We start from the raw sequence: 24039 nt of genomic DNA on the forward strand, positions 1-24039 counted from the left end.
CTGATCGATTGCGCGTGCATCGCACCGTCTCTCTCGGCTGGTGCCGTGATTCTAGCCATCGAGTGTGGCGCGGTGTCGAGACATCGTGCGTGGCCGGCGCCTCCGTTAGCCCGTCGGCTCGATGAGCCGGAGGGGTTCGGGCTCGGAGACCAGGGGCACGCGTGCCGCGGAGTCGTCATCAAGAGTGATGTCGAGGACGGCCGACACGGCGTACTCGCCGGGTCGCAGTGGATCGAGATCCTCGTCACCTCCTCGGCCCTCGTCACCGGTCGTGCAGTCGAGCGCGCGCAGCTCGGCATCGACAGTTCGAGACTCACCGGGGTCGAGCGCGATCGCCTGGGGGCCGCGGTCGGACCGCACCGAGGTGTGCCAGACCGTCACGCCCTGCGAGGCGAGGGTGATCGCGGGCGTTGCCGAGAGGAGTCCGCTCACCGGGTCCTCCCCGGTGTTGGTGATGCGCACGGTGCCAGCGATCGCCCCGGTGCCGGTGGGGGCGGCGGTGGGGAAGTCGACCTCCAGCCGCACGTCGATGTCGGGAACATCGGCGGGCGTGATGGGCGCCGCACCGCAGCGGTTCTGCAGCCAGTCGGGTTCGAGTGCGGACTCCCCCTCGGCCATCGTGCCCCCGCCCGTGTCATCGGCGCCACCCTGCTCGATCGCAGACTCCTCCGCGGTCGAGGCGCTGTCTGCCGCAGTGAAATCGTTCGGCACCAGTCCGCTGAGCGCGCCGATCCCGAGCCCACCGATGCCGACGATCACGACGGTGGCGAGCACTCCGGCACCGAGAAGGGCGGGGCGGCGTCGCGCCCGGCTGCGGCGCACGAGGGAGTCGACGTCGAAGCGGGGGTGCGGGGCCGAGCGCTCCGCCTCCTCGGCGAGGCGTGCCGCGAGGTCATCATGCGGGGTCATACACGTCTCCTTCGTGGCGTGCGAGCGCGTCGGCGAGCTTCGCGTGCGCGTCGCTGAGGTACCGCTTCACCGCGCCAGCGCTGATGCCGAGGCGATCGGCGATGTCGTCGACCTTGAGGTCCTCGTAGTAGCGCAGCACGATGCAGGCGCGCTCGCGGGGGCTCAGCGCGTCGAGCTGGGCCCGCACGTCGAGGTGCAGGTCGACAGTGCGGTCTGACGAGTCGACGCTCTCGGGACGCGCCTGGAGGTGGGCGATCCGCCGCCAGCGCGTCGCGCGCCGACCCCGATCGAGGTAGGCCGAGGCGATCGCCCGGCGCACGTACGACTCGGCACGCTCGAGCGCGAAGCCGTTGCGCAGGCGGCCGAAGGTCGCCACGAGGCCCGATTGCACGAGGTCGGCCGCGTCGTCAGGGTCGCCGCACAGCAGGTAGGCGTAGCGCACGAGGGCGTCGCCGCGCTCGGCGACGAGCGCTTCGAGCACGCCCTCCCAGCCGGCCCGAGCCGTCTCCTGCACGTGTGCCTCCCGATCCCGCACGATCCTGGCGCGCGGCGCCGTCGTGCGCCCTTACCCTCTCAGACGCTCATCGCGCGGTGAACGTTGGGGTGAGGCGCGAGCAGTCTGCGCCCCGGCTCTATCCGCGCGAGCGAATCCCTGGCACGCTGTGCCCGGACGCCGATCCACCCCCGCGTCGGCGCCATCGTGATCGAAGGAGATATCGATATGGCACGCGTCACCAAGAATTCTGCCAACTGGAGGCTCTTCGGCGGTGGAGGAATGCTCCTCGGGGCGCTGCTCTGGCTCATCGCGCTGCTCGTGGAGGGAGCGGGGTCCGGCGGCGAGCTCACGAGCTGGCTCACGATCATCGGCTTCCTGCTGCTCGGAGCCAGCGGCTTCTTCCTCGCCTTCGGCCAGACCGGATCGAACGGCGTCGTGGGCGGCTCGGTGCTCGGCAAGATCGGCTTCGTCGCCTTCGGTATCGGCTTTCTGCTGCTCGGACTCGTCCCGCTGCTCGGGGTCTTCGGCGTATCGCTGCCCGGGGAGCTGCGCACCATCGGCGTGGTCCTCATCGCGGTCGGAGCGATCGTCGGAGCCATCATTACCTACCAGAAGGGCGTCGCGCGAGGACTCTCGCGCTGGTTCTTCTTCGTTCCCGCGATTCTCTCGGTGCTCTGGCTCGCCACCACCCTCGGGTGGATCTCGATCGGCGCGATCCTGGCGACGATCGTCGCCGCGGCCTACGCGATCGCAGGGCTGCTGTTCCTCCTCAACCGCCGCTGACCGCGGCCGTGCGAGGCTCCCTCGGCGCCGAGTCGTCTACTCGGCGCCGAGGCGGGCCCGCAGCAGCTCGAGCTGACGGTACAGCTCTGTCGGCAGCCGGTGGCCGAAGGTGTCGAAGAACTCCTCGATGTCGTGCGTCTCGAGATCGAGGGCGCGAGGGTCGATGCGGAACAGCTCGCTGAGCTGCTCCTCGGAGATGTCGAGCCCCTCCAGGTTGAGGCCCGTCGTCGTCGGGACGAGCCCGAGAGGGGTCTCGACGGCGCGCTGAGTGCCCTCGAGCCGCTCGATCATCCACTGCAGCACTCGGGCGTTCTCGCCGAAGCCGGGCCACAGGAACGAGCCGTCGTCGCCCTTGCGGAACCAGTTCACCTGGAACACGCGCGGCACACGGGCGGAGGTGCGCAGTCGGGCGCCGAAGTCGAGCCAGTGGGCGAAGTAGTCCGCCATGTTGTAGCCCGTGAAGGGCAGCATCGCGAAGGGGTCGCGGCGAAGCTCTCCCACAGTGCCCTCGGCGGCCGCCGTCTGCTCGGAAGCGATCGTGGCGCCCATGAAGACGCCGTGATCCCAGTCGCGCGCCTCTACCACCAAGGGCACGTTGCTGGCTCGGCGGCCGCCGAAGATGATGGCGTCGATGACGACGCCCTCCGGGTCCTCCCAATCGTCCGAGATGCTCGGACACTGTCGGGCGGACACGGTGAAGCGTGAATTGGGGTGCGCGGCGGGACGCCCCGACTGCGGGGTCCACGACTCGCCCTGCCAGTCGGTGAGATTCGCGGGCGGCGTCGGGGTGAGCCCCTCCCACCACACGTCGCCGTCCTCGCGCAGGGCGACGTTCGTGAAGATCGTGTTGCCCCACAGGGTGTCGATGGCCGTGCGATTGGTCTCGGGGCCGGTGCCGGGAGCCACGCCGAAGAAGCCGGCCTCGGGGTTGATGGCGCGCAGGCGCCCATCCCGGCCGATGCGCAGCCACGCGATGTCGTCTCCGACGGTCTCGACCGTCCAGCCGGGGATCGTGGGGGCGAGCATGGCGAGGTTCGTCTTGCCGCACGCGCTGGGGAAGGCCGCCGCCAGGTGGTACGACTTGCCCGAGGGCGCCGTCACCTTGATGAGCAGCATGTGCTCGGCGAGCCAGCCCTCATCCCGCGCGATGACCGAGGCGATGCGCAAGGCGAACGCCTTCTTCGGCAGGATGGCGTTGCCGCCGTAGGCCGAGCCGTACGACCAGATCTCCCGCGTCTCGGGGTAGTGCACGATGTACTTCGTGTCGTTGCACGGCCAGGGCACGTCCGTCTCGCCCGGCGCGAGCGGAGCGCCGACGCTGTGCACGGCGGGAACCCAGTCGGCGCCGCGGGCGATCATCGCGAGCGCCGCATCGCCCATGCGGGTCATCGTGCCCATGCTCACGACGACGTACGGGGAGTCGGTGATCTGCACTCCGTACTTCGTCATGGGCGACCCGAGGGGGCCCATGGCGAAGGGCACGACGTAGAGCGTGCGGCCGCGCATGCTGCCGGCGAAGAGCTCGCCCAGTTTGGCACGCATCTCTGCGGGGTCGCGCCAGTTGTTGGTGGGGCCGGCGTCGTCCTTCTCGACGGAGCAGATGAAGGTGCGCGACTCGATGCGGGCGACATCGCTCGCGTCCGAGCGGGCGAGGAAGCTGTACGGTCGCAGATCGGGGTTCAGCTGCTGGATGGTTCCGCTCGCGACAAGCCCCTGCAGCAGGGCGTGACGCTCGCGGGCCGAGCCGTCGACCCAGTGGATGGCGTCGGGCTCCATGAGCGCCGCGAGCTCGTCGACCCACGCGACCACGTCCTGCGGCCGGTCCATGCCGATGCCGATGGCGCCCGATTCGGGCGAGGAGGGATCGGGGGTGCGCGGGGTCGAGTCGTCGTCGGAGATCGTTCGCGTGCGCTGGTCGATGAGCGTCATGGTCTTCTCCCGTGTGCGGCGGTGTCGGCGTGTGAGGATCGGCCGCTGTGACCATCTTGAGCGCGAGGAAGGGGCATCTTGCCGGGAAAATGGTGGAAAGAATGGCCATTCTTTCGATATGGTGAATCCATGAACGATCTCGTGACCCTCGGCCAGCGCCTGCGGCACTTCCGCAACGCGGCCGGTCTGACCCTCGATGCGCTCGGCGAGCGCGTGGGCGTCGCGGGCAGTCAGCTCTCCCTCATGGAGAACGGTCGTCGAGAGCCGCGGGTGACGCTCCTGAGCGCGCTCGCCGAAACTCTCGATGTGACCGTCGCCGACCTGCTCGACGACACCCCTCCGACCCCGCGCGCAGCGCTCGAGATCGAGTTGGACCGCGCCCAGCGCAGCGCGCACTATGCGGCTCTGGGTCTGCCCATGGTCCGCGCATCCCGCTCGATGCCGGACGACGTGCTCGAGTCGCTCGTGGGCCTGCATCGGGCGCTCATCGAACGCCAGCGCCAAGCGATCGCCACGCCAGAAGAGGCACGGCGCGCGAACACGGCTCAGCGGCTGCACATGCGCACGCTCGACAACCATCTGCCGGAGATCGAGGAGCTCGCCGAGCGGATGGTCGCCGAGACCGGCCACGTGAGCGGCGCCCTCACGCACCGCGAGGTGGGACTCATGGCGACGCGCCTCGGGTTCGAGCTCGTCTACGTGAACGACCTGCCGCACTCGGCGCGCTCGGTCACCGACCTCGAGAACGGGCGCATCTACCTGCCGCCTGCGTCGATTCCCGGCGGGCACGGCCTGCGGTCGATGGCTCTGCAGGCGATCGCGCACCGCCTGCTCGAGCACCGCGTGCCGGCGACCTATGCCGAGTTCCTGCGCCAGCGGCTCGAGATCAACTACTTCGCCGCCGCCTGCCTCATGCCGCGCGAGCAGTCTGTCGCCTTCCTCACGCAGGCGAAGGCCGACCGCAACATCGCGGTCGAGGACTTCCGCGACGCCTTCGGCGTCACGCACGAGGCGGCGGCACTGCGCTTCACGAACCTCGCGACGACCTACCTCGACCTGTCCTTGCACTTCCTCCGCGTCGGCGATGACGGCGCGGTGTACAAGGCCTACGAGAATGACGGGCTGAGGCTGCCTGTCGACGTCACCGGTTCGACGGAAGGGCAGCTCGTGTGCCGCAAGTGGAGTGCGCGCGTGGCCATGACGCGCACGAACCGCACGACCGAGTACTACCAGTACACCGACACTCCCGAGGGCACGTTCTGGGAGTCGACGCAGACCGGTACGACGAGCGCGAACGACGAGTTCTCGATCACGGTGGGGGTGCCGTTCGCCGATGCGAAGTGGTTCCGCGGTCGCGAGACGAGCAACCGCGAGCACTCCACGTGCCCCGACCCGGTGTGCTGCAAGCACCCGCCGAGCGATCTCGCGCAGCGCTGGCGGGGCAAGGCGTGGACGAGCGCGAAGCTGCACGCGCACATCCTGTCGCCGCTGCCGAGCGGAACCTTCCCCGGCGTGGACGATCAGGAGCTCTACGCGTTCCTCGACGAGCACGCGGGCGACGGCGAGAGCTGACGACGCCCCGGGGGCGAGCTCAGGAGGAGATCGGGGGCTGCTTGGGGAGCTTGCGCACCGAGGCCCGGCGTCGCCGGCGCGACGGCGTCATCGACCGCATCTCCTCCATCTTGCCGAAGCACAGCAGTCGGTCTCCGGCTTCCAGAACCTGCTTCATGCGGGGGTTCGGAATGACCGTCGCGCCGCGATTGAGGGTCAGCACCGTGATGTCCTTGTCGAGGATGCCCGACTCACCCAGCGTGCGACCCACGACGTCGGCTCCAGCGTGCACGAGAAGCTCGGCCACGCCGTAACCCGTCGACACCGCGAGTCGCTGCCGCACGTCGATGTCGGGGAAGGCGACCTCGTGCGAGATGTAGTCGATGATGGCGCCCGCGATGTCGAGCTTCGTCGCCGACTCGATTCCCTGCAGCCCGGGGGAGGAGTTGACCTCCATGACGAGAGGTCCGTCGTTACCCTCGAGCATGTCGACGCCCGCGACCCGCAGGCCCATGATCTGGGCGGAGCGCACCGCGGTGCGCACGTACTCGGGGCTCAGGTCGACGGCCTCGACGCTGCCGCCGCGGTGGACGTTGGAGCGGAACTCATCGCCCTCGGCGGTGCGGCGCATCGCCGCGACGACCCGGTCGCCGACGACGAGGGCGCGGATGTCGCGACCGCGGCTCTCGGCGATGAACTGCTGGATGAGCACGTTCTGGTTGGTCGAGTGCAGCGTCTCGATGATCGCCTCAGCGACCTTCACCTGGGGGGCGAGGATCACGCCGATGCCCTGGGTGCCTTCGAGGAGCTTGATGACGACGGGGGCTCCTCCGACGTGCTCGATGGCGGGGCGCACGTCGGCGCGGTTCCGCACGAAGGCCGTCGCGGGCATCCCGATGCCGTGGCGGGAGAGCACCTGCGTGGCACGCAGCTTGTCGCGCGCGGTGCTGATGCCGTTCGCGGTGTTGGGCGTGAAGACGTCCATCTGCTCGAACTGGCGCACGACCGCGGTGCCGAAGTAGGTGATCGAGTTGCCGATGCGCGGCAGCACGGCGTCGTAGGTCGAGAGGGGACGGCCGCGGAACTGCAGGTCCGGCTCGTCCTGGGAAAGGTCGATGGCGAACCGCAGCGTGTTGAGCACCTTGACGTCGTGCCCGCGCTCGACGGCCGCGGCGCGCAGCCGCTGCGTGGAGTATGACTTCGGTGCGCGCGACAGGATGCCGAGTTTCATGAACTTCCCTGGGATGATGGTCGAGTGACGGACAAGGCCCAGTCAAGCATCGTCGCGGGGTGGCGCGAGTGGGTCAGCCTGCCGGGTGCCGGGGTGCCGTGGATCAAGGCGAAGCTCGATACGGGCGCCCGCAGCTCCTCTGTGCACGCCTACGATGTCACGCTCACCGGGGAGGGCGCCTCCGAGCGGGTGAGGTTCCGGCTGCAGCCGTGGCAGGAGTCGCGCGAGGATGCGGTCGTCGTCGAGTGCCCGATCCATGATCGTCGCCACGTGCGCTCGTCGTCGGGGCATGTCGAGGAGCGCATCGTCGTCATCATGAGAATCGCCCTGCTCGGCCGCGAGATCGAGACCGAGATGACGCTGTCGAACCGCGACGAGATGGGGTTCCGGATGCTCATCGGGCGCCAGGCTCTGCGTCAGGGCTTCCTCGTGGACCCCGCCAAGTCGTTCCTCGGAGGCCGCGCTCCGCGCGAGATCCGCCGCCGCAACCGCAACCGCTGACCGCGCTCGCAGCGCCAGCGGCCGCGTAGCAATACGGACAGCCAAGAAGGAATCGGCACAGCGCCCCCGACAGGAATCGAACCTGCGACCTTCAGTACCGGAAACTGGCGCTCTATCCCCTGAGCTACGGAGGCGGGATGCGTCGATCCTACCGGCTTCCGTGCCAGCATGTGCGCATGACGATCCCGGTGAGCGGCTCTGACCACCGCGCGGTGGGCTGCTCGTTGAGCGCGTCGGTGGGGGAGCCGACGAGCATCGTTCTGGCGGTCGCGGTGGCCCGATCGCCGGGTCTGCGGGTGGTCGAGTCGCTCTCGGTCGAGGTCGATGGCCGCCCCGTGGAGCTGCGTGAGCTGGAGGGTCGCGCGGGCACGCGCTGGCATCGGGCGACGGTGCCGGCCGGCGAGCTGGAGGTGCGGTACGGGGCGGAGGTGGAAGGTCGTGCGACTCCGGCGTTGGTCGTGGAGCGGGATCTGGTGGAGGACGTTCGGCCGAGCCGCTACGTGCAGTCCGATCTGCTGCCCGGTGCTCTGATGGACGCGGAGGAGGTGGCGGCGTTGGGAGCGCTGGACCCGGCTGCGCGCATCGCTGCGGCGCGCGCGATGGTGGGCGAGCTGCTCGACTATTCGCTGGGGTCGTCCGCGGCGACGGATGGTCTGCCGGAGGTTCTCGCGACGGGCAAGGGCGTGTGTCGTGATTTCGCGCACCTGATGGCCGGTCTGCTGCGGGCGACGGATCTGCCGGCGCGGCTCGTCTCGGTCTATGCGCCGGAGCTGTCTCCTATGGATTTTCATGCGGTCGTCGAGGTCGCGATCGAGGGTCGGTGGTGGGTTGTCGATGCGACGGGGCTCGCGCCCCGCGAGGGCATGCTGCGCATCGCGACGGGTCGCGATGCGGCGGACACGGCGTTTCTGGCGAACGACGGCTCGGCGCTCATGCTGCGGGGATTAAGTGTGCGAGCCGCCGGGGCGTGGGGTGACGCCGTGCAGCCGACGGTCGACGACCCGCACGCGCTGGTCGCGCTCGGCTGAGCTGTCGCCCCGCTGAGGTCGAGCGGGGAGGAGGGTCGTCGGGACCTTGGTCCTCATTCTGGGTCGGGCTCTTGCGGCGGGCTCTTCCCGGTGACAGCGTAAGCATTCGTGTTCGAGCAGGAGATCGCCCCGTTGTTCGGTTCGCTCGCGCTGTCGGCGATCGCGGCGGCTCTGCCGCTACTTTTGCTGTTCGTGCTCCTCGGCGCCCTCAAGGTGCGCGCGCCCTTCGCGGCTCTCGCGGCGCTCGCCCTGTCGATCGTGCTGGCTGTCGTGGCGTGGCGCATGCCGCCCGTGCAGGCGCTGAGCGCGGCGGCCGAGGGCGTGTTCTACGGGCTCTTCCCGATCCTGTGGATCCTGGTGAATGCGCTCTGGATCTACCGGCTGACCGTGGTGACGCCCTGGTTCGAGGTGTTCAGCCGCACGATCCGCTCGGTGAGCGACGACCTGCGCATCCTCTCGATCCTCATCGCGTTCTGCTTCGGTGCGCTCCTGGAATCTTTGGCGGGCTTCGGCGCACCGGTGGCCATCTCGGCGGCGATGCTGCTCGCGGCGGGCATGGCACCGCTCAAGGCGGCACTCGTATCCCTGCTCGCGAACACGGCGCCGGTCGCCTTCGGGGCGCTCGCGGCGCCCGTCATCGCTCTCGCGGGCGTCACGGGCCTGCCGCTCGCCGACATCGCAGCGATGACGGGCCGTCAGACGCCGTTCATCGCGGTTCTCGTACCGCTCATCCTCGTGTTCCTCGTGGATGGCCGACGCGGGATTCGTCAGACCTGGCCGGTCGCTCTCGTGGCGGGCCTCGTGTTCGGGGCCGCGCAGTTCGTGACCGCGAACTTCTTCGCGGTCGAGTTGACCGACGTCGTCGCGGCGGTGCTCACGATCATTGCCGTGCTCCTGATGCTGCGCGTGTGGCAGCCCGTCGAACTCGTCGGCATGAACGGGGCGGTGGAGGTCGGCGCGGTCGCGATCGAGCGGCCCCCGGCGCGCGAGGTGCTCATGGCGGTCGCGCCGTACGCGGTCGTTATCGGCGTGTTCTCGCTGGTTCAGGTTCCGGTCATCGCGCAGTGGCTCGCGGAGATCGGCACCGTCGCCTTCGCCTGGCCCGGGCTCGACGTCGTGACAGCAGCCGGCGAGCCGGCGAGCGCGCAGACGATGCACCTCGACACTCTGCGCGCCACGGGCACGCTGCTGCTTCTCTCCGGCCTGATCACGGTGGGGCTCTACCGCCTGGCGCCTCGCACGGCGCTGCGCGCGTACGGTGCGACGCTGCATCAGCTGCGGTGGACGATCGTGACGGTCACGGCGGTGCTCGGGCTGTCCTTCGTCATGAATCTCTCCGGCCAGGCGACGTCGATCGGGGTGGCGCTGGCGTCTGCCGGCGGCTTCTTCGTGGTGCTGTCGCCGATCATCGGCTGGATCGGTGTGGCTCTGACGGGCTCGGACACGTCGTCGAACGTGCTGTTCGGCCCGGTGCAGGTCGCCGCGGCCGAGCAGGTGGGGCTGCCGCCGGTGCTCATGGCGGCCGCGAACTCCTCGGCGGGTGTTCTGGGCAAGATGCTCTCGGTGCAGAATCTGGCGGTCGGTGCGGCGGCCGTCGGTCAGCCCGGCTCGGAGGGTGCCCTGCTGCGCAAGCTCCTGCCGTGGAGCCTGGGGCTGCTCGCGCTCATCACGGTGCTCATCGTGCTGCAGTCGACGCCCGTGCTCGGCTGGATGGTGCCCTGAGCAGCGCGATGGGCGCGTCGCCCGCCCGATAGGATCGGCAGTCGTGAATCCCGCCGACCTCGCCTCCGCTCTGCTCGCCGTCGTCCAGGGCGCGGTCGAGCGACGAGACGCCGGTCAGGCGACCTCGCTCACGGTCGACGACATCGCTCTGGAGCGCCCGCGCAATCGCGATCACGGCGACTGGGCGACCTCGATCGCTCTCAAGTGGGCGAAACGACTCGGGATGCCCCCGCGCGCGTTCGCCGAGGAGCTCGAGCCGGGCATCCTCGCGATCGAGGGCGTCGCCGCTGTCGAGATCGCCGGCCCCGGGTTCCTCAACATCCGCCTGGAGGCGGGTGCCGCCGGTGAGCTCGCGCGGGCTATCGTCGAGCAGGGAGAGGCCTACGGCCGCAACGACGCGCTCGCGGGCGAGGTCATCAACCTCGAGTTCGTATCGGCGAACCCGACGGGGCCGCTCCACATCGGCCACACCCGCTGGGCGGCCCTCGGCGACTCGCTCCGTCGCGTGCTCGCCGCGGCGGGCGCCGCCGTGACGAGCGAGTTCTACATCAACGACGCGGGAGCGCAGATCGACACCTTCGGCGAGTCGGTGCTCGCCGCGGCGCTCGGCGAGCCGGCGCCGGAGGGCGCATACCCCGGCACCTACATCGCCGAGCTCGGAGCCCGTGCTCTCGTGGAGCGCCCCGATCTGGGCGACCTGCCGCGCGCGGAGGCGATCCTCGTCGCGCGCGAGCTCGCCTACGCGTGGCAGCTGGCCGAGATCCAGTCGTCGCTCGAGCTCTTCAACGTGCACTTCGACGTGTGGTTCAGCGAGCGGACTCTGCACGCTCCCGACCCGGCATCCGGTGCGAGCCCCATCGACGAGGCCGTCGACCGCCTGCGGGTGCAGGGGCACGTCTTCGACGAGGACGACGCGATCTGGGTGCGCACGACCGACTTCGGCGACGACAAGGATCGCGTGATCCGGCGGGGCAACGGCGTCTACACCTACTTCGCCGCCGACGCCGCCTACTACCTGTCGAAGCGCGATCGCGGCTTCGGCCTCACGATCTACCTGCTGGGCGCCGACCACCACGGCTACGTGCACCGCCTCAAGGCGCTCGCGGGCGCGGCGGGTGACGACCCCGAGCGCGACATCGAGGTGCTCATCGGGCAGCTCGTGAGCATCAACGGCGCACGGCTGTCGAAGCGTGCGGGCAACATCATCGAGCTCGACGACCTGCGGGAGTGGCTGGGTACGGATGCTCTGCGCTACTCGCTCGGGCGCTACCCGGCCGACTCCCCGCTCACGCTGGACCCCGAGCTGCTGCGCAAGCGCACGAACGACAACCCCGTGTTCTACGTGCAGTACGCGCACGCCCGCACCCACCAGGTCGCCCGCAACGCGGCGGCAGCGGGGGTCGACGCCGCGAGCTTCGATGCGAGCCTGCTCACCCACGAGACGGAGAGCATTCTGCTCGGAGCGCTCGCCGAGTTTCCGCGCATCGTCGCGCAGGCCGCGTCGCTACGCGAACCGCACCGCGTCGCGCGGTACCTCGAGGAGCTCGCCGCCGCCTTCCACCGCTGGTACGACTCGTGCCGCGTGACGCCGCAGGGCGATCACCCCGTCGAGGCCGTGCACGGCACGCGGCTCGTCCTGAGCGATGCGACCGGCCAGGTGCTGCGCAACGGCCTGACCCTGCTGGGCGTCTCCGCCCCGGAGAGGATGTAACCGTGAGCGACCCGGCGAGGGAGCAGCAGCACGGGCAGCAGGAGCTCGTGGAGCAGGAGCCCGCGGCGCAGGAGCAGTCCGCGGGCGAGACCTCGCCGCACGATCGCCGCCGACGGCGGCGCATCCTCATCGCAGTCGCGGTCGTCCTCGCGCTCCTCGGCGCCCTCGTCGTCGCGGCCGTCGTGGGCGAGTCCATCGCGCGCCAGCAGGGCACGCTGCTCATCGCGACGGAGGTGCGGGAGGCCTTCGATCTCGAGGAGGACCACCCGGTCGAGGTGGGGTTCGTCGGGTTCTCGGTGCTCGCGCAACTGGCCGGCGGTGAGCTCGACGGCGTCACGGTCGACGTGCCCGGCCTCCCGGTGGGGGAGCTGCGCGGCGATCTCGAGATCATCGCATCGGGGGTGCCGCTCGACCTCGAGCAGCCCACCGAGAAGCTCCAGGCCGTCTACCGCGTCGCGGAGGGCGACCTCGCGGGGCTCTCCGGCTTCCTCGCCGGCACTGTCGTCAACGACATCGCGCTCGACGACCGCCTGATCAGATTCGGCACCGGGTTCGAGATCTTCGGTGCGAGCTTCGACCTCGCGATCGGCGTCGAGCCCTCCGTCGACGAGGGCCGCCTCGCGTTCACGCCGCGCAGCATCGACTTCAACGGCCAGAGCATCGACGTCGAGGCGCTGCGCTCGCAGTTCGGAGCCATCGTGGACCCGCTCCTCGACTCCCGTGACTTCTGCGTCGCCGAGCTTCTGCCCGCCGCACTGACCCTCACGTCGGTGCAGGTGGGCGACGAGCAGCTCGTCATCGTGCTCGCGGCCGAGGAGACCGCTCTGGGCGGCCCGGGGTTCGCCGAGCTCGGCTCCTGCGGCTGACGTGCGGGCCGCGCCCGGTGCGACGCGGCTAGACTGGCGGCGGCTTCAGGGACCAAGCCGGGTTCGCTCGCCTCACAACACATGCAGATTTCCCCCGTGAGGTGTTTACCGTGCTCGACAACGCGCTCGCTCCGCCGTGGCTGATCCGCCCCGGTGACGCGAACGCGCTCGACTCGCCGCTCTGGCCGGCTACCGCGCGGCGCACGTCCTCCGGCGAGCTCGAGATCGGGGGAGTCGCGGCGAGCCGCCTCGCCGCCGACCACGGCACGCCCCTCTACATCGTCGATGAGACGGATGCCCGTGCCCGCGCCGCCCGCACGCGCGAGGCCTTCGTCTCGGCCTTCGCGGCGCACGGCTCGAGCGCGACCGTCTACTACGCCTCCAAGGCTCTCCTGACGACCGAGGTCGCCCGGTGGATGGTCGAGGCGGGCCTCCGCCTCGATGTCGCGAGCGGCGGCGAGCTCGCGGTCGCGCTCGCAGCGGGGGTGGACCCTGCTCTGCTCGGCCTGCATGGAAACAACAAGTCGCTCGCCGAGATCGACCGCGCGGTCGCCGCGGGCGTGGGCACGATCGTGCTCGACAGCCTCGAGGAGGTCGAGCGCGTCGCCGACGCCGCGCAGCGCCACGACCGCACTCAGGCGGTGCGGCTGCGCATCAACTCGGGAGTGCACGCGCACACCCATGAGTACCTCGCGACGGCGCGGGAGGACCAGAAGTTCGGCGTCCCCCTTGCCGATGCGCTCGCCGCGGTCACCGCGATCCGCGCGCGGCCGTCGCTGCGCTTCCTCGGCCTGCACTCGCACATCGGCTCGCAGATCTTCGTCGTCGACGGCTTCCTCGAAGCGGCCAGGCGGCTGCTCGCGGTTCACGCCGAGCTGCTCGCCGGGGGCGACGTTCCCGAGCTCAACCTCGGCGGCGGCTTCGGCATCGCCTACGTCGTCGGCGACGCACCGCCCGCGATCGAGGACATCGCGACGGGGCTCGCCGAGGCGGTGGCCGAGGTGTGCCGCGAGCTGAGCATCCCGATGCCGGCCATCGCGGTCGAGCCGGGTCGCACGATCGTGGGGCCCGCGGGCGTCACCCTCTACGAGGTCGGCACGACGAAGGATGTCGTCGTCGCCCTCGACGACGACGGCGGCAACGCCGTGCGCCGCTACGTGAGCGTCGACGGCGGCATGAGCGACAACGCGCGGCCCGCGCTGTACGGCGCCGACTACTCGGTGCGCCTCGCGAGCCGCAGCTCGACGGTCGACCCCGTGCTCGTGCGCCTCGCCGGCAAGCACTGCGAGAGCGGCGACATCGTCGTGCACGCCGACTGGCTGCCGGGCGACGTCGGGGCGGGCGACCTCGTCGCGGTGCCCGCGACGGGCGCCTACTGCTTCTCGCTCGCCAGCAACTACAACTACCTCACCCGCCCCGCGGTCGTCGCCGTGCGCGACGGCACGGCCCGCACTCTCGTGCGCCGCGAGACCGAGCACGATCTGCTGCGCCGGGACACCGGCTACGAACTGAACGACTTCGTCGACCCCGCGCGCTGGAGCTCAGAGTGACGCCCATTTCTGGGCGTCACCGCGACGCCAGCGCAGACGACCGTCCCGGTCGTCTAACCCACGATCAAGGAGAGACCGAGTGATCGAGTACCGCAACCTCCGCATCGCCCTCCTGGGGGCCGGCAGCGTCGGCGCCCAGGTCGCCGACCAGCTTCTGACCCACGCCGACGAGCTCGCCGCCCGCATCGGCGCCGGCGTCGAGCTCACGGGCATCGCGGTGCGCGATGTGGATGCTCCGCGCGACGTCGAGCTGCCGCGCGAGCTGCTCACGACCGACGCCGAGTCGCTCATCCTCGGCTCCGACATCGTCGTCGAGCTCATGGGCGGCCTCGAGCCGGCCCGCACGCTCATCCTCCAGGCGCTCGCCTCGGGAGCGGACGTCGTGACGGCGAACAAGGCGCTCATGGCCACGCACGGCCCCGAGCTGTTCGAGGCGGCCGGCCAGGTCGGCGCGCAGCTCTACTACGAGGCCGCCGTCGGCGGGGCGATCCCGATCATCCGCCCGCTGCGCGACTCGCTCGCGGGCGACCGCGTCGAGCGCATCCTCGGCATCGTCAACGGCACGACGAACTTCATCCTCGACCGCATGGACACGCGCGGCGATTCGCTCGAGCAGGCGCTCGCGATCGCGGGCGAGCTCGGCTACGCCGAGGCCGACCCGACGGCCGACATCGAGGGCTACGACGCCGCGCAGAAGGCCGGCATCCTCGCGAGCCTCGCCTTCCACACGCTCGTGCCGATCGAGTCGGTGCACCGCGAGGGCATCACGGGCGTCACGCTCGACCAGGTCGTCGCCGCGCGCAAGGCCGGCTACGTCGTCAAGCTGCTCGCGATCTGCGAGCGCCTGCGCGACGCCGACGGGGTCGACGGCGTCTCGGCCCGCGTGTACCCCGCGCTCGTACCAGACACCCACCCGCTCGCGGCCGTGCACGGCGCGAACAACGCAGTCTTCGTCGAGGCTGAGGCCGCCGGGCCCCTCATGTTCTACGGGGCCGGAGCGGGCGGCATCCAGACGGCCTCCGCCGTCCTGGGCGATGTCGTCTCGGCCGCGCGTCGGCACGTCGTCGGGGGCCCCGGGGTCGCCGAGAGCACGCACGCCGACCTCCCCGTGCTGCCGATCTCCTCCATCACGACCCGCTACCAGATCACTGTCGAAGTGCTCGACGAGCCCGGCGTCCTCGCGGCGATCGCCGCCGTGTTCCTCGAGCACGGCGTATCGGTCGAGACGCTCGAGCAGACGGTGCCCGAGACCGAGCCTGGTTCGGAGCCGTCAGCCGCCGCCGCTACCCTGGTGATCGGTACTCACCGGGCCGCAGAGGCCGATCTCGCCGCAACGGTCGCGGCACTGACCAGCAGCAGCGTGGTGCACCGCATCGCGAGCGTGCTGCGAGTAGAAGGGCTCTCATGAGCAGGCAGTGGAAGGGCGTGCTGCGCGAGTACGCCGATCGTCTCGACATCAGCGAGGCGACCCCGATCATCACGCTCGGGGAGGGCGGCACGCCCCTCATCCCCGCGCGGTACCTCTCGGAGCGCACGGGTGCGAAGGTCTTCGTCAAGTACGAGGGCATGAACCCCACCGGGTCGTTCAAGGACCGCGGCATGACGATGGCGATCTCGAAGGCCGTCGAGCACGGCGCCAAGGCCGTCATCTGCGCGTCGACCGGCAACACCTCCGCCTCCGCCGCCGCGTACGCGACGCACGCGGGCATCACCGCCGCTGTGCTCGTGCCCGACGGCAAGATCGCGATGGGCAAGCTCAGCCAGGCCGTCGCCCACAAGGCCGAGCTCATCCAGATTCAGGGCAACTTCGACGACTGTCTCGACATCGCTCGCGACCTCGCCGCGAACTACCCCGTGCACCTCGTCAACTCGGTCAACCCCGATCGCATCGAGGGCCAGAAGACGGCGGCGTTCGAGGTCGTCGAGGTGCTCGAGGACGCCCCCGACTTCCACATCGTGCCCGTCGGCAACGCGGGCAACTACACGGCCTACCACCGCGGCTACCGCGAGGAGCTCGAGCGCGGCACGACGACCAAGATGCCGCGCATGCTCGGCTTCCAGGCCGCGGGCAGCGCGCCCATCGTGCTCGGCGAGCCCGTCAAGCACCCCGAGACGATCGCGAGCGCGATCCGCATCGGCAACCCGGCATCGTGGGAGCTCGCTCTCACGGCGCGGGATGACAGCCGGGGCTACTTCGGCGCGATCGACGACGCCGGCATCCTCGAGGCGCACCGTCTGCTCTCGCGCGAGGTCGGCATCTTCGTCGAACCCGCGAGCGCCATCTCGGTGGCCGGGTTGCTCGAGCGCGCCGAGGCGGGAGCGATCCCGGCCGGCTCGACGGTCGTGCTCACGGTCACGGGCCACGGGCTCAAAGACCCGCAGTGGGCGCTCAAGGGCCCCGACGGCGTCGACGTGCAGCCCACGGTCGTCGGTGTCGACACCGCCGAGGTCGCCTCGGTGCTCGGCCTGCAGCGGGTGAGCGCGTGACCGCGGTCGACCCCCGGCTCGCGGGGCGCAGCGTGCACGTCAAGGTGCCGGCGACGACCGCGAACCTCGGCCCAGGCTTCGACACGCTCGGTCTCGCGCTCTCCGTCTACGACGAGCTCGAGGTGACGGTGCGTCAGGCGCCCGGCGCGACCGTCGACGTGCGCGGCGTCGGTGCGGGAGAGGTGTCCACCGACGACACGAACCTCGTCGTGCGCGCGATCCGGCACACCTTCGACCACTACGACGTGCCCATGCCCGGGCTCGACCTCGTGGCGAACAACGTGATTCCGCACGGGCGCGGCATGGGCTCCTCCGGTGCCGCGATCGTCGCGGGCGTCATGGCCGCCAAAGGCCTCCTGGCCGGCATCGTCGACCTCGACTCCGACGCGCTGCTCGCGCGCGCGACCGAGCTCGAGGGCCACCCCGACAACGTGGCCCCCGCGCTCTTCGGCGGCCTCACGATCGCGTGGGTGACTCCCGAGGGTCCGCAGCACAAGCGCCTCACCGTCCACCGCGGGGTCTCCCTCCTCGTATGCGTGCCCGAGTCGAGCACGATGTCCACGGCGCTCGCCCGCTCGCTCCAGCCCGAGTCGGTGCCGCACCAGGACGCCATCTTCAACGTCTCGCGCTCCGCCCTCCTCATCGCGGCCCTCATCCAGAGCCCCGAACTGCTCCACGCCGCCACGGAGGACCGCCTGCACCAGAGCTATCGGGCGAGCGCCATGCCCGAGACGGATGCTCTCATCCAGCTCCTGCGCACCGCGGGCTTCGCGGCCGTCGTCTCGGGTGCTGGACCCTCGATCCTCGTCCTGTGCAGCGATCCGGCGCAGCGGCTGAAGGCCGCCGAGCTCGTACGGAGCCACGCCACCACGCCGTGGGAGTCGCACATGCTGGCCGTCGATTTCAAGGGTGCTACAGTTATCGAACGTCCGGCGGACGCTGCGGCCTAGCCCACGATCCGACCGGAATTCACCCTCAGCTCTGAGTTTCCCCGTCTCGTACGCGCCACGCGTGAACGACACCGTCACCGGTTTCTTCCTCGCGTCGCCTCTCGATCGAGGGGGCTCAATGCAGAGCATCCTCCCTGAGCGCTTCCTCGCCAGTGGAGACGAAAGGAACCTGAACCCCGTGACCGATTCCACAGCACCGTCGTCTGCGACGGGCACCCCCACCGATCTGAGCACGCTCAAGCTCGCCGACCTTCAGCGTCTGGCGATCGAGCGCGGCATTCCCGGTGTGTCCAAACTGCGCAAGGGAGACCTCGTGGCCGCCATCCAGAACAGCTCGCCGAACGACGCCGCGAGCGACACGTCGACCGAGGCCGCTCCCGCGGCTGACCAGACCACGCAGGCCGCGCCAGCGGCCAACCAGCCGGAGCAGACCGCACCAGCGGCGGAGACGTCCGAGCAGGCGGCAACGAGCGCGCCGGCAGCCGAGGAGGCCGCACCGCGGCGTCGCTCCTCGCGCCGCGCGACGACCGACACGGTCACGCCGCAGGCGGCCGCCGAGCAGCCCGCGAAGGCCGAGCAGTCTGACAAGAGCCAGCAGTCCGCGAAGGCCGAGCAGTCCGACAAGGCCGAGCAGTCCGACAAGACCCAGCAGTCCGCGAAGGCCGAGCAGTCCGACAAGACCCAGGGCGACGATGCCGACGGCGAGGACTCCTCGCAGGGCGGTCGCGGTCGCGGCCGTGGCCGCAGCCGCAATCGCGGTGGCGAGCGCTCCGAGGGCGACGGCGCCGATGGCGGCGCGCGCGGCGGCCGTGGTCGCGGCGGCAACCAGGGCAACCAGAACCAGGCTGCCAAGGGCGGCCAGGGCGACGGCGGCCAGGACGACGGCAACCAGGGCCGCGGCAACCAGGGCGGCCAGAACAACCAGGGCAACCAGAACCAGGGCGGCACCAACGGCCCCGAGCGCTCTGAGCGTGCCGACCAGGACTCCGAGGGCCGCGGTCGCGGTCGCGGGCGTGACCGCAAGCGCGGTCGCGGCCCGGGTGGCGACGACGCCGAGCCCGAGGTGAGTGACGACGACGTGCTCATCCCCGTGGCGGGCATCCTCGACGTTCTCGACAACTACGCGTTCGTGCGCACGACCGGCTACCTGCCGGGCCCGAGCGACGTCTACGTCTCGCTCGGCCAGGTCAAGAAGTACCAGCTGCGCAAGGGCGACGCCGTCGTCGGCGCCATCCGCCAGCCGCGCGAGGGCGAGAACCAGGGGCGTCAGAAGTACAACGCGCTCGTGCGCGTCGATTCGATCAACGGCCAGACGATCGAGGAGGCCGGTGCGCGCGTCGAGTTCAGCAAGCTCACTCCGCTGTACCCGACCGAGCGACTGCGTCTCGAGACCGACCCGACGATGCTCTCCACGCGCATCATCGACCTCGTCGCACCCATCGGCAAGGGCCAGCGCGGCCTCATCGTCTCGCCCCCCAAGGCGGGTAAGACGCTCGTGCTGCAGGCCATCGCCAACGCGATCGCGAAGAACAACCCCGAGGCGCACCTCATGGTCGTGCTCGTCGACGAGCGGCCCGAAGAGGTCACCGACATGCAGCGCTCGGTCAAGGGCGAGGTCATCGCCTCGACCTTCGATCGGCCCGCCGAGGATCACACGACGGTCGCCGAGCTCGCGATCGAGCGCGCCAAGCGCCTCGTCGAGCTGGGCCACGACGTCGTCGTGCTGCTCGACTCGATCACCCGCCTGGGCCGCGCGTACAACGTGACGGCGCCGACGAGCGGGCGCATCCTCTCGGGCGGCGTCGACTCGGCCGCGCTGTACCCGCCGAAGCGCTTCTTCGGCGCCGCGCGCAACATCGAGGACGGCGGTTCGCTCACGATCCTCGCGACCGCACTCGTCGAGACCGGCTCGAAGATGGACGAAGTGATCTTCGAGGAGTTCAAGGGCACCGGCAACATGGAGCTGCGCCTCTCGCGTCAGCTCGCCGACAAGCGCATCTTCCCGGCCGTCGACATCTCGGCCTCGGGGACGCGCCGCGAGGAGATGCTCCTCGGCGCCGACGAGGTCAAGGTCACGTGGCAGTTGCGCCGCGCGCTCGCGAGCCTCGACACCCAGCAGTCGCTCGACATGGTGCTCGGCAAGCTGCGCGAGACGGGCTCGAACGTCGAGTTCCTCGTCGCCGTGCAGAAGTCTCTGCCGGCGGCGGGCGCGCACAAGGTCGACTAAGCCGTGTTCGAATCCGTCGACGCGCTCATCGCCGAGCACCGCGAGCTGCAGAACCAGCTCGCGGACCCGGCGGTGCACGCCGACCCGTCGCGCTCGAAGAAGCTCAACCGCCGGTACGCCGAGCTCAGCCGCATCGTGTCGGCGCACGAGCACTGGCAGCAGGCGGGGGAGGACCTCGCCGCGGCCCGCGAGCTCGCGAAGGACGACGAGGCCTTCGCTGCCGAGGTTCCCGCGCTCGAGACGGAGCTCGTCGACCGCACCGAGAACCTGCGCCGCCTGCTCATCCCCCGCGACCCCGACGACGGGCGCGACGTGATCATGGAGATCAAGGGCGGCGAGGGCGGCGAGGAGTCGGCGCTCTTCGCGGCCGACCTCCTGCGCATGTACACGTACTACGCGGAGTCGCGCGGCTGGAAGGTCGAGCTGCTCGACTCGACGTCGAGCGACATGGGCGGGTACAAGAACGTGCAGGCGGCGATCAAGTCGACCTCGACCGATCCGGCCCAGGGCGTGTGGGCGAGCATGAAGTACGAGGGCGGCGTGCACCGGGTTCAGCGCGTGCCCGCGACGGAGTCGCAGGGCCGCATCCACACGTCGACGACGGGCGTGCTCGTCTTCCCCGAGGTGGATGAGCCCGAAGAGGTCGACATCAACCAGAACGACCTCAAGATCGACGTCTTCCGCTCCTCCGGCCCCGGCGGCCAGTCGGTCAACACGACCGACTCGGCCGTGCGCATCACGCACCTGCCGACGGGCATCGTCGTGTCGATGCAGAACGAGAAGAGCCAGATCCAGAACCGCGAGGCCGCCATGCGCGTCCTGCGCGCGCGCATCCTCGCGAAGCAGCAGGAGGAGCGGGATGCTCTCGCGAGCGACGCCCGCAAGAGCCAGATTCGCGGCATGGACCGCTCGGAGCGCATCCGCACCTACAACTTCCCCGAGAACCGCATCGCCGACCACCGCACGGGGTTCAAGGCCTACAATCTCGACGCCGTCATGAACGGTGCCCTCGGCCCCGTCATCGAGTCGTGCATCGCCGCTGATGAGGAGGCCCGCCTGGCCGCTCTCGGCGACGAGACGGCGTGAGCGATCGCGACGTGAGCACGACCGCCGGGCCGGCGCTGGCCCCCGATCTCGCCGCTGTGCGTGCCGACGCGATCGACCGCTTGCGCGAGGCGGGCATCCCGACTCCGGAGGCCGACGCCGACCTGCTCATCGGCCATGTGCTCGGGTTCAGTCGCGGCCAGGTGCAGGCGAAGGCGCTCATCGCCGCGCCCCTCGACGCCGAGCAGCGCATGATCATCGCCGAGTCGATCGAGCGCCGTGCGAGCCGCGAGCCCGTGCAGCACATCACGGGTCGCGCGGGCTTCCGCACCCTCGAGCTCGAGGTTGGCCCCGGTGTCTTCGTGCCGCGGCCCGAGACCGAGCAGGTCGTGCAGCACGCGATCGACGCCCTCGTGACAGTTGCCTCCCCGCTGCCGCTCGCCGTCGACCTCGGCTCGGGCAGCGGAGCGATCGCCCTCGCCCTCGCGGTCGAGGTGCCGCACGCGCGCGTCGTCGCCGTCGAGAACTCGCCCGCCGCCTTCGTCTGGACGAACCGCAATGTGCGCCGCTGGGGAGACGACCGCGTGCGCACGGTCTTCGCCGACCTCGCGGATGCTCTGCCGGAGCTCGACGGCACCGTCGACGTCGTCGCCTCCAACCCCCCGTACATTCCCCGCGACGCGGTGCCGCGCGACCCCGAGGTGCGCCTGTTCGACCCCGCGCACGCGCTGTACGGGGGAGAGGACGGGCTGGATGCTGTGCGCGCGGTCTCGACGACGGCCCGTCGCCTGCTGCACCCCGGCGGCACGCTCGTGCTCGAGCACGGCGAGCTGCAGGCCGCCGACATCGCCGCGCTCCTGCGCGCCGACGGCTGGAGCGCGATCGCCCACCACCGCGACCTCCTCGGCCGCGACCGCGCCACGACCGCCACCCGCTGAGCAGGGCATCCTCTTTTCGGAGATATAGCGCGGTGATATATTCACAGTATGGCTCGCTTCTTCACGACTCAGCCGGGCGAGCTCATTCGTCGGGCTCGACTCGACGCTGGGCTCACCCAGAGCGAGCTGGCGCGCCGCGCCGGTATCAGCCAGCCGAGTCTCGCGCAGATGGAGAAGGGCACGCGTGCGGCGTCAGACGAGATGCTCGAGAGAGTGCTGCGTGCGGCCGACTATCGCCCGTCACTGCCCCTTGCCGACTTCGCCGATCAGATCACCGCGATCGCGGCACGGCGGGGGATCGAGAGGGTTCGGGTGTTCGGCTCGACTGTCCGCGGAGAAGACCACTTCGACAGCGACATCGACCTCCTCGTGTCGCCTGGCCCGCGCGTCGACCTCTTCGACCTGGCGCTGTTCGGCGAGGAGGTGCGCGCCTTGACCGGGTTCCCGGTCGACGTGGTCACGGACACCGCCGATTCTCCTCAGGCCGCCGAGGCGACGCTCGAGGCCGTTGCACTATGAGCGACGCGGGCGACTCGCGCCGCTTCGAGCCGCGGCCACGAAGCGACACCGATCGACGCTCGCGCACGGACGCGCAGAATGTTCGCGACGAGCTGCAGCGCATCCAGCAACGATGCGAGTCCGTCATCAAGGCGGGTCGCGAGTCGTTCGCGGAGGGAGCGCCCCACTACGACGTGGCGAGCATGGTCGTCATCCGTCTCGCGGCGCTGCTCGAGCGGTCCGAGTTCGCGGCACTCGCCGAGCGGCTGACTCCGGACGAAGTCACTGCGATCAAGGCGACGCGGATCATTGCCGCGCACGCAGGCTATGTCGGCATGAACGACGACCTCTTCTGGGCGGCAGTCACTGTTCGCATCCCCGAGATCGTCACGCGACTACTCGACTCTGCATCGCCCTGACGTGGGTGGGGACGCCCTCAGGCTGTCGGGTAGGGGTACTCCGCCGACCGCCCCTGGAAGGTCAGGATCGCCTCGTTGCGCACGCGGCCACCCTCGATCTCGATCGCGCGTCGGATGGTGTCGGACTCGGCCCACGACGCCGGCCCCTCCATCACGGTTCGGAGGAACGGCATGAGCGCCTCGCTGATCTCCCAGGTCGCCGAGTTCCAGAGCAGCGTGGGGGTGTGGTCCACCGCGTAGTAGTTCGTCGAGTCGCCGACCGTGAACATCGGGTCGGCGAAGGACGTCGGCCTCGCCCAGCTGAACCCCATGCCCTCGTCGATCGAGACGTCGACGATGAGGCTCCCGGGGCGAAAGGCGCCGAGATCGTCGAGGCGCAGGTACGTCAGCGGTGCATTCGGGTCCTGCAGCGTGCAGTTGACGACGATGTCGTTCTTCGCCAGGTACTCGGGCAGGGCGACCGGCCCCTCATCGGTGTTCACGGTGCTCGCGGAGGGGGAGGCGTCGTCATGCTCGAACTGCACGATGTCGACCGACGGGATCGGTGAGCTGACGGCGGCGATGTCGCGATTCGTGAGCACGCGCACATCGTGGACGCCGTGCGCATTGAGCGCGGTCACGGCACCGCGTGCGGTCGCCCCGAAGCCGATCACGATCGCGGTCAGGCGGCGGCCGTAGTCGCCCGTCGAGCCGCACAGCTGCAGGGCGTGGATGACGGAGCAGTACCCGGCGAGCTCGTTGTTCTTGTGGAAGACGTGCAGGCCGAAGCTGCCGTCGCTGCGCCAGTGGTTCATGGCCTCCCACGCCATGAGGGTGAGGCTCTTGTCGATGGCGAGCTGCGTGATCTCGGGATCCTGCACACAGTGCGGCCAGCCCCACAGCACCTGGCCCTCGCGCAAGGCCTGCACGTCGGAGGCCTGCGGCTTGGGTAGCAGAACGACGTCGGCCCGATCGAGGATCTCCGGCCGATCGAGCATGCCGCCCACGAGGGGCTCGAGCTCGGCATCGGCGACACCGAAGCGGGCGCCGTAGCCGCGCTCGAGAAACATGCGCGCCCGCAGGTCGGCATCGATGCGCTCGACGTGCGCGGGGTGGATCGGCAGGCGTCGCTCATCGGCCTTGCGCGATGTCGCCATCACACCGAGGCGCAGCAGCTCGGAGGAGGCATCAGGAGAGGTCATGCCTGAAGCCTAGGCTCC

21 protein-coding genes and 1 tRNA gene are annotated in these 24039 nt (G+C 70.3%); 16 read left to right on the plus strand and 6 right to left on the minus strand.

Annotated elements, in window-relative coordinates:
• Window positions 1-105 precede the first annotated feature (105 nt).
• Together IE160_RS04385 and IE160_RS04390 are read right to left on the minus strand one after the other, a co-directional pair.
• Window positions 106-909: a hypothetical protein gene (locus tag IE160_RS04385; protein ID WP_179873503.1), complete on the minus strand. Its 804-nt coding sequence runs from the start codon at window positions 907-909 to the stop codon at window positions 106-108.
• A complete protein-coding gene (locus IE160_RS04390; RefSeq protein ID WP_179873504.1) occupies window positions 896-1423 on the minus strand; it encodes an RNA polymerase sigma factor in 528 nt (175 codons plus the stop codon). Before IE160_RS04390 ends, IE160_RS04385 begins: the two co-directional genes overlap by 14 nt.
• A gap of 207 nt (window positions 1424-1630) precedes the next feature.
• Between IE160_RS04390 and IE160_RS04395 the strand changes: the two genes are divergently transcribed.
• Window positions 1631-2188: a hypothetical protein gene (locus IE160_RS04395; RefSeq protein ID WP_191151763.1), complete on the plus strand. Its 558-nt coding sequence runs from the start codon at window positions 1631-1633 to the stop codon at window positions 2186-2188.
• Window positions 2189-2224: 36 nt separating this feature from the next.
• Here IE160_RS04395 and IE160_RS04400 read toward each other — a convergent pair whose 3' ends face one another.
• Window positions 2225-4117 carry a phosphoenolpyruvate carboxykinase (GTP) gene (locus IE160_RS04400; RefSeq protein WP_191151764.1) on the minus strand — a complete coding sequence of 631 codons (1893 nt, stop codon included), beginning with the start codon at window positions 4115-4117 and terminating at the stop codon, window positions 2225-2227.
• 129 nt (window positions 4118-4246) lie between these two features.
• On the opposite strand from IE160_RS04400, the gene IE160_RS04405 reads away from it, so the two are divergent.
• Complete coding sequence (locus IE160_RS04405; protein ID WP_191151765.1) at window positions 4247-5689, plus strand: XRE family transcriptional regulator; 1443 nt, start codon at window positions 4247-4249, stop codon at window positions 5687-5689.
• Window positions 5690-5708: 19 nt separating this feature from the next.
• Here IE160_RS04405 and IE160_RS04410 read toward each other — a convergent pair whose 3' ends face one another.
• A complete protein-coding gene (locus IE160_RS04410; protein WP_179873508.1) occupies window positions 5709-6899 on the minus strand; it encodes a RimK family alpha-L-glutamate ligase in 1191 nt (396 codons plus the stop codon).
• A gap of 24 nt (window positions 6900-6923) precedes the next feature.
• Here IE160_RS04410 and IE160_RS04415 point away from each other — a divergent pair, with 24 nt between their 5' ends.
• Complete coding sequence (locus IE160_RS04415; protein ID WP_152583462.1) at window positions 6924-7400, plus strand: ATP-dependent zinc protease family protein; 477 nt, start codon at window positions 6924-6926, stop codon at window positions 7398-7400.
• Between the two features lie 61 nt (window positions 7401-7461).
• On the opposite strand, the gene IE160_RS04420 is transcribed toward IE160_RS04415, so the two are convergent.
• Window positions 7462-7534: transfer RNA gene (locus IE160_RS04420), tRNA-Arg, on the minus strand.
• A gap of 42 nt (window positions 7535-7576) precedes the next feature.
• Here IE160_RS04420 and IE160_RS04425 point away from each other — a divergent pair.
• From IE160_RS04425 to IE160_RS12515, 13 genes are all read left to right on the plus strand, one after another.
• Complete coding sequence (locus IE160_RS04425; protein ID WP_191151766.1) at window positions 7577-8428, plus strand: transglutaminase-like domain-containing protein; 852 nt, start codon at window positions 7577-7579, stop codon at window positions 8426-8428.
• 108 nt (window positions 8429-8536) lie between these two features.
• Window positions 8537-10150: an L-lactate permease gene (locus IE160_RS04430; protein ID WP_179873511.1), complete on the plus strand. Its 1614-nt coding sequence runs from the start codon at window positions 8537-8539 to the stop codon at window positions 10148-10150.
• 43 nt (window positions 10151-10193) lie between these two features.
• Window positions 10194-11861, plus strand: coding sequence for an arginine--tRNA ligase (locus tag IE160_RS04435; RefSeq protein WP_179873512.1), 1668 nt, complete (start codon window positions 10194-10196; stop codon window positions 11859-11861).
• 2 nt (window positions 11862-11863) lie between these two features.
• The gene (locus IE160_RS04440) at window positions 11864-12727 is read left to right on the plus strand and encodes an LmeA family phospholipid-binding protein (protein ID WP_179873513.1); all 864 of its coding nucleotides are present in this window, start codon (window positions 11864-11866) and stop codon (window positions 12725-12727) included.
• Window positions 12728-12837: 110 nt separating this feature from the next.
• A complete protein-coding gene (gene lysA, locus IE160_RS04445) occupies window positions 12838-14277 on the plus strand; it encodes a diaminopimelate decarboxylase (RefSeq protein ID WP_191151767.1) in 1440 nt (479 codons plus the stop codon).
• A gap of 79 nt (window positions 14278-14356) precedes the next feature.
• A complete protein-coding gene (locus IE160_RS04450) occupies window positions 14357-15685 on the plus strand; it encodes a homoserine dehydrogenase (protein ID WP_191151768.1) in 1329 nt (442 codons plus the stop codon).
• Window positions 15682-16764 (plus strand): threonine synthase, encoded by a 1083-nt coding sequence (gene thrC / locus IE160_RS04455; RefSeq protein WP_152583455.1) that lies wholly within the window; start codon window positions 15682-15684, stop codon window positions 16762-16764. The genes IE160_RS04450 and thrC overlap by 4 nt, the downstream gene beginning before the upstream one ends.
• Entirely contained in the window at window positions 16761-17714 is a 954-nt protein-coding gene (gene thrB, locus IE160_RS04460; protein WP_191151769.1) for a homoserine kinase, read from the plus strand. Before thrC ends, thrB begins: the two co-directional genes overlap by 4 nt.
• Window positions 17715-17832: 118 nt before the next feature.
• The gene (gene rho / locus IE160_RS04465; protein ID WP_191151973.1) at window positions 17833-19941 is read left to right on the plus strand and encodes a transcription termination factor Rho; all 2109 of its coding nucleotides are present in this window, start codon (window positions 17833-17835) and stop codon (window positions 19939-19941) included.
• A 3-nt stretch (window positions 19942-19944) separates the two neighbouring features.
• Window positions 19945-21027 (plus strand): peptide chain release factor 1, encoded by a 1083-nt coding sequence (gene prfA, locus IE160_RS04470; RefSeq protein ID WP_179873517.1) that lies wholly within the window; start codon window positions 19945-19947, stop codon window positions 21025-21027.
• Window positions 21024-21923, plus strand: a complete 900-nt coding sequence (gene prmC, locus IE160_RS04475) for a peptide chain release factor N(5)-glutamine methyltransferase (protein WP_431356476.1) — start codon at window positions 21024-21026, stop codon at window positions 21921-21923. The genes prfA and prmC overlap by 4 nt, the downstream gene beginning before the upstream one ends.
• A 48-nt stretch (window positions 21924-21971) precedes the next feature.
• Window positions 21972-22442, plus strand: a complete 471-nt coding sequence (locus IE160_RS04480; protein WP_191151770.1) for a helix-turn-helix domain-containing protein — start codon at window positions 21972-21974, stop codon at window positions 22440-22442.
• The gene (locus IE160_RS12515) at window positions 22439-22840 is read left to right on the plus strand and encodes an antitoxin (protein WP_218925643.1); all 402 of its coding nucleotides are present in this window, start codon (window positions 22439-22441) and stop codon (window positions 22838-22840) included. The genes IE160_RS04480 and IE160_RS12515 overlap by 4 nt, the downstream gene beginning before the upstream one ends.
• 17 nt (window positions 22841-22857) lie before the next feature.
• Here the strand turns inward: IE160_RS12515 and IE160_RS04490 are convergent, their stop codons facing one another.
• A complete protein-coding gene (locus tag IE160_RS04490) occupies window positions 22858-24021 on the minus strand; it encodes a N(5)-(carboxyethyl)ornithine synthase (protein ID WP_191151771.1) in 1164 nt (387 codons plus the stop codon).
• Window positions 24022-24039: the final 18 nt, after the last annotated feature.

The sequence above is a fragment of the Chryseoglobus sp. 28M-23 genome (assembly GCF_014789785.1).
GTDB classification, from domain to species: Bacteria; Actinomycetota; Actinomycetes; order Actinomycetales; family Microbacteriaceae; genus Microcella; species Microcella indica.

What these genes read in the sequence shown, in the direction of transcription:
- IE160_RS04385 (WP_179873503.1), bottom strand. Translation starts at nt 909, where the DNA reads ATGACCCCGCATGATGACCTCGCGGCACGCCTCGCCGAGGAGGCGGAG.
- IE160_RS04395 (WP_191151763.1), top strand. Translation starts at nt 1,631, where the DNA reads ATGGCACGCGTCACCAAGAATTCTGCCAACTGGAGGCTCTTCGGCGGT.
- IE160_RS04400 (WP_191151764.1), bottom strand. Translation starts at nt 4,117, where the DNA reads ATGACGCTCATCGACCAGCGCACGCGAACGATCTCCGACGACGACTCG.
- IE160_RS04405 (WP_191151765.1), top strand. Translation starts at nt 4,247, where the DNA reads ATGAACGATCTCGTGACCCTCGGCCAGCGCCTGCGGCACTTCCGCAAC.
- IE160_RS04410 (WP_179873508.1), bottom strand. Translation starts at nt 6,899, where the DNA reads ATGAAACTCGGCATCCTGTCGCGCGCACCGAAGTCATACTCCACGCAG.
- IE160_RS04425 (WP_191151766.1), top strand. Translation starts at nt 7,577, where the DNA reads ATGACGATCCCGGTGAGCGGCTCTGACCACCGCGCGGTGGGCTGCTCG.
- thrC (WP_152583455.1), top strand. Translation starts at nt 15,682, where the DNA reads ATGAGCAGGCAGTGGAAGGGCGTGCTGCGCGAGTACGCCGATCGTCTC.
- rho (WP_191151973.1), top strand. Translation starts at nt 17,833, where the DNA reads ATGCAGAGCATCCTCCCTGAGCGCTTCCTCGCCAGTGGAGACGAAAGG.
- IE160_RS04480 (WP_191151770.1), top strand. Translation starts at nt 21,972, where the DNA reads ATGGCTCGCTTCTTCACGACTCAGCCGGGCGAGCTCATTCGTCGGGCT.
- IE160_RS12515 (WP_218925643.1), top strand. Translation starts at nt 22,439, where the DNA reads ATGAGCGACGCGGGCGACTCGCGCCGCTTCGAGCCGCGGCCACGAAGC.
- IE160_RS04490 (WP_191151771.1), bottom strand. Translation starts at nt 24,021, where the DNA reads ATGACCTCTCCTGATGCCTCCTCCGAGCTGCTGCGCCTCGGTGTGATG.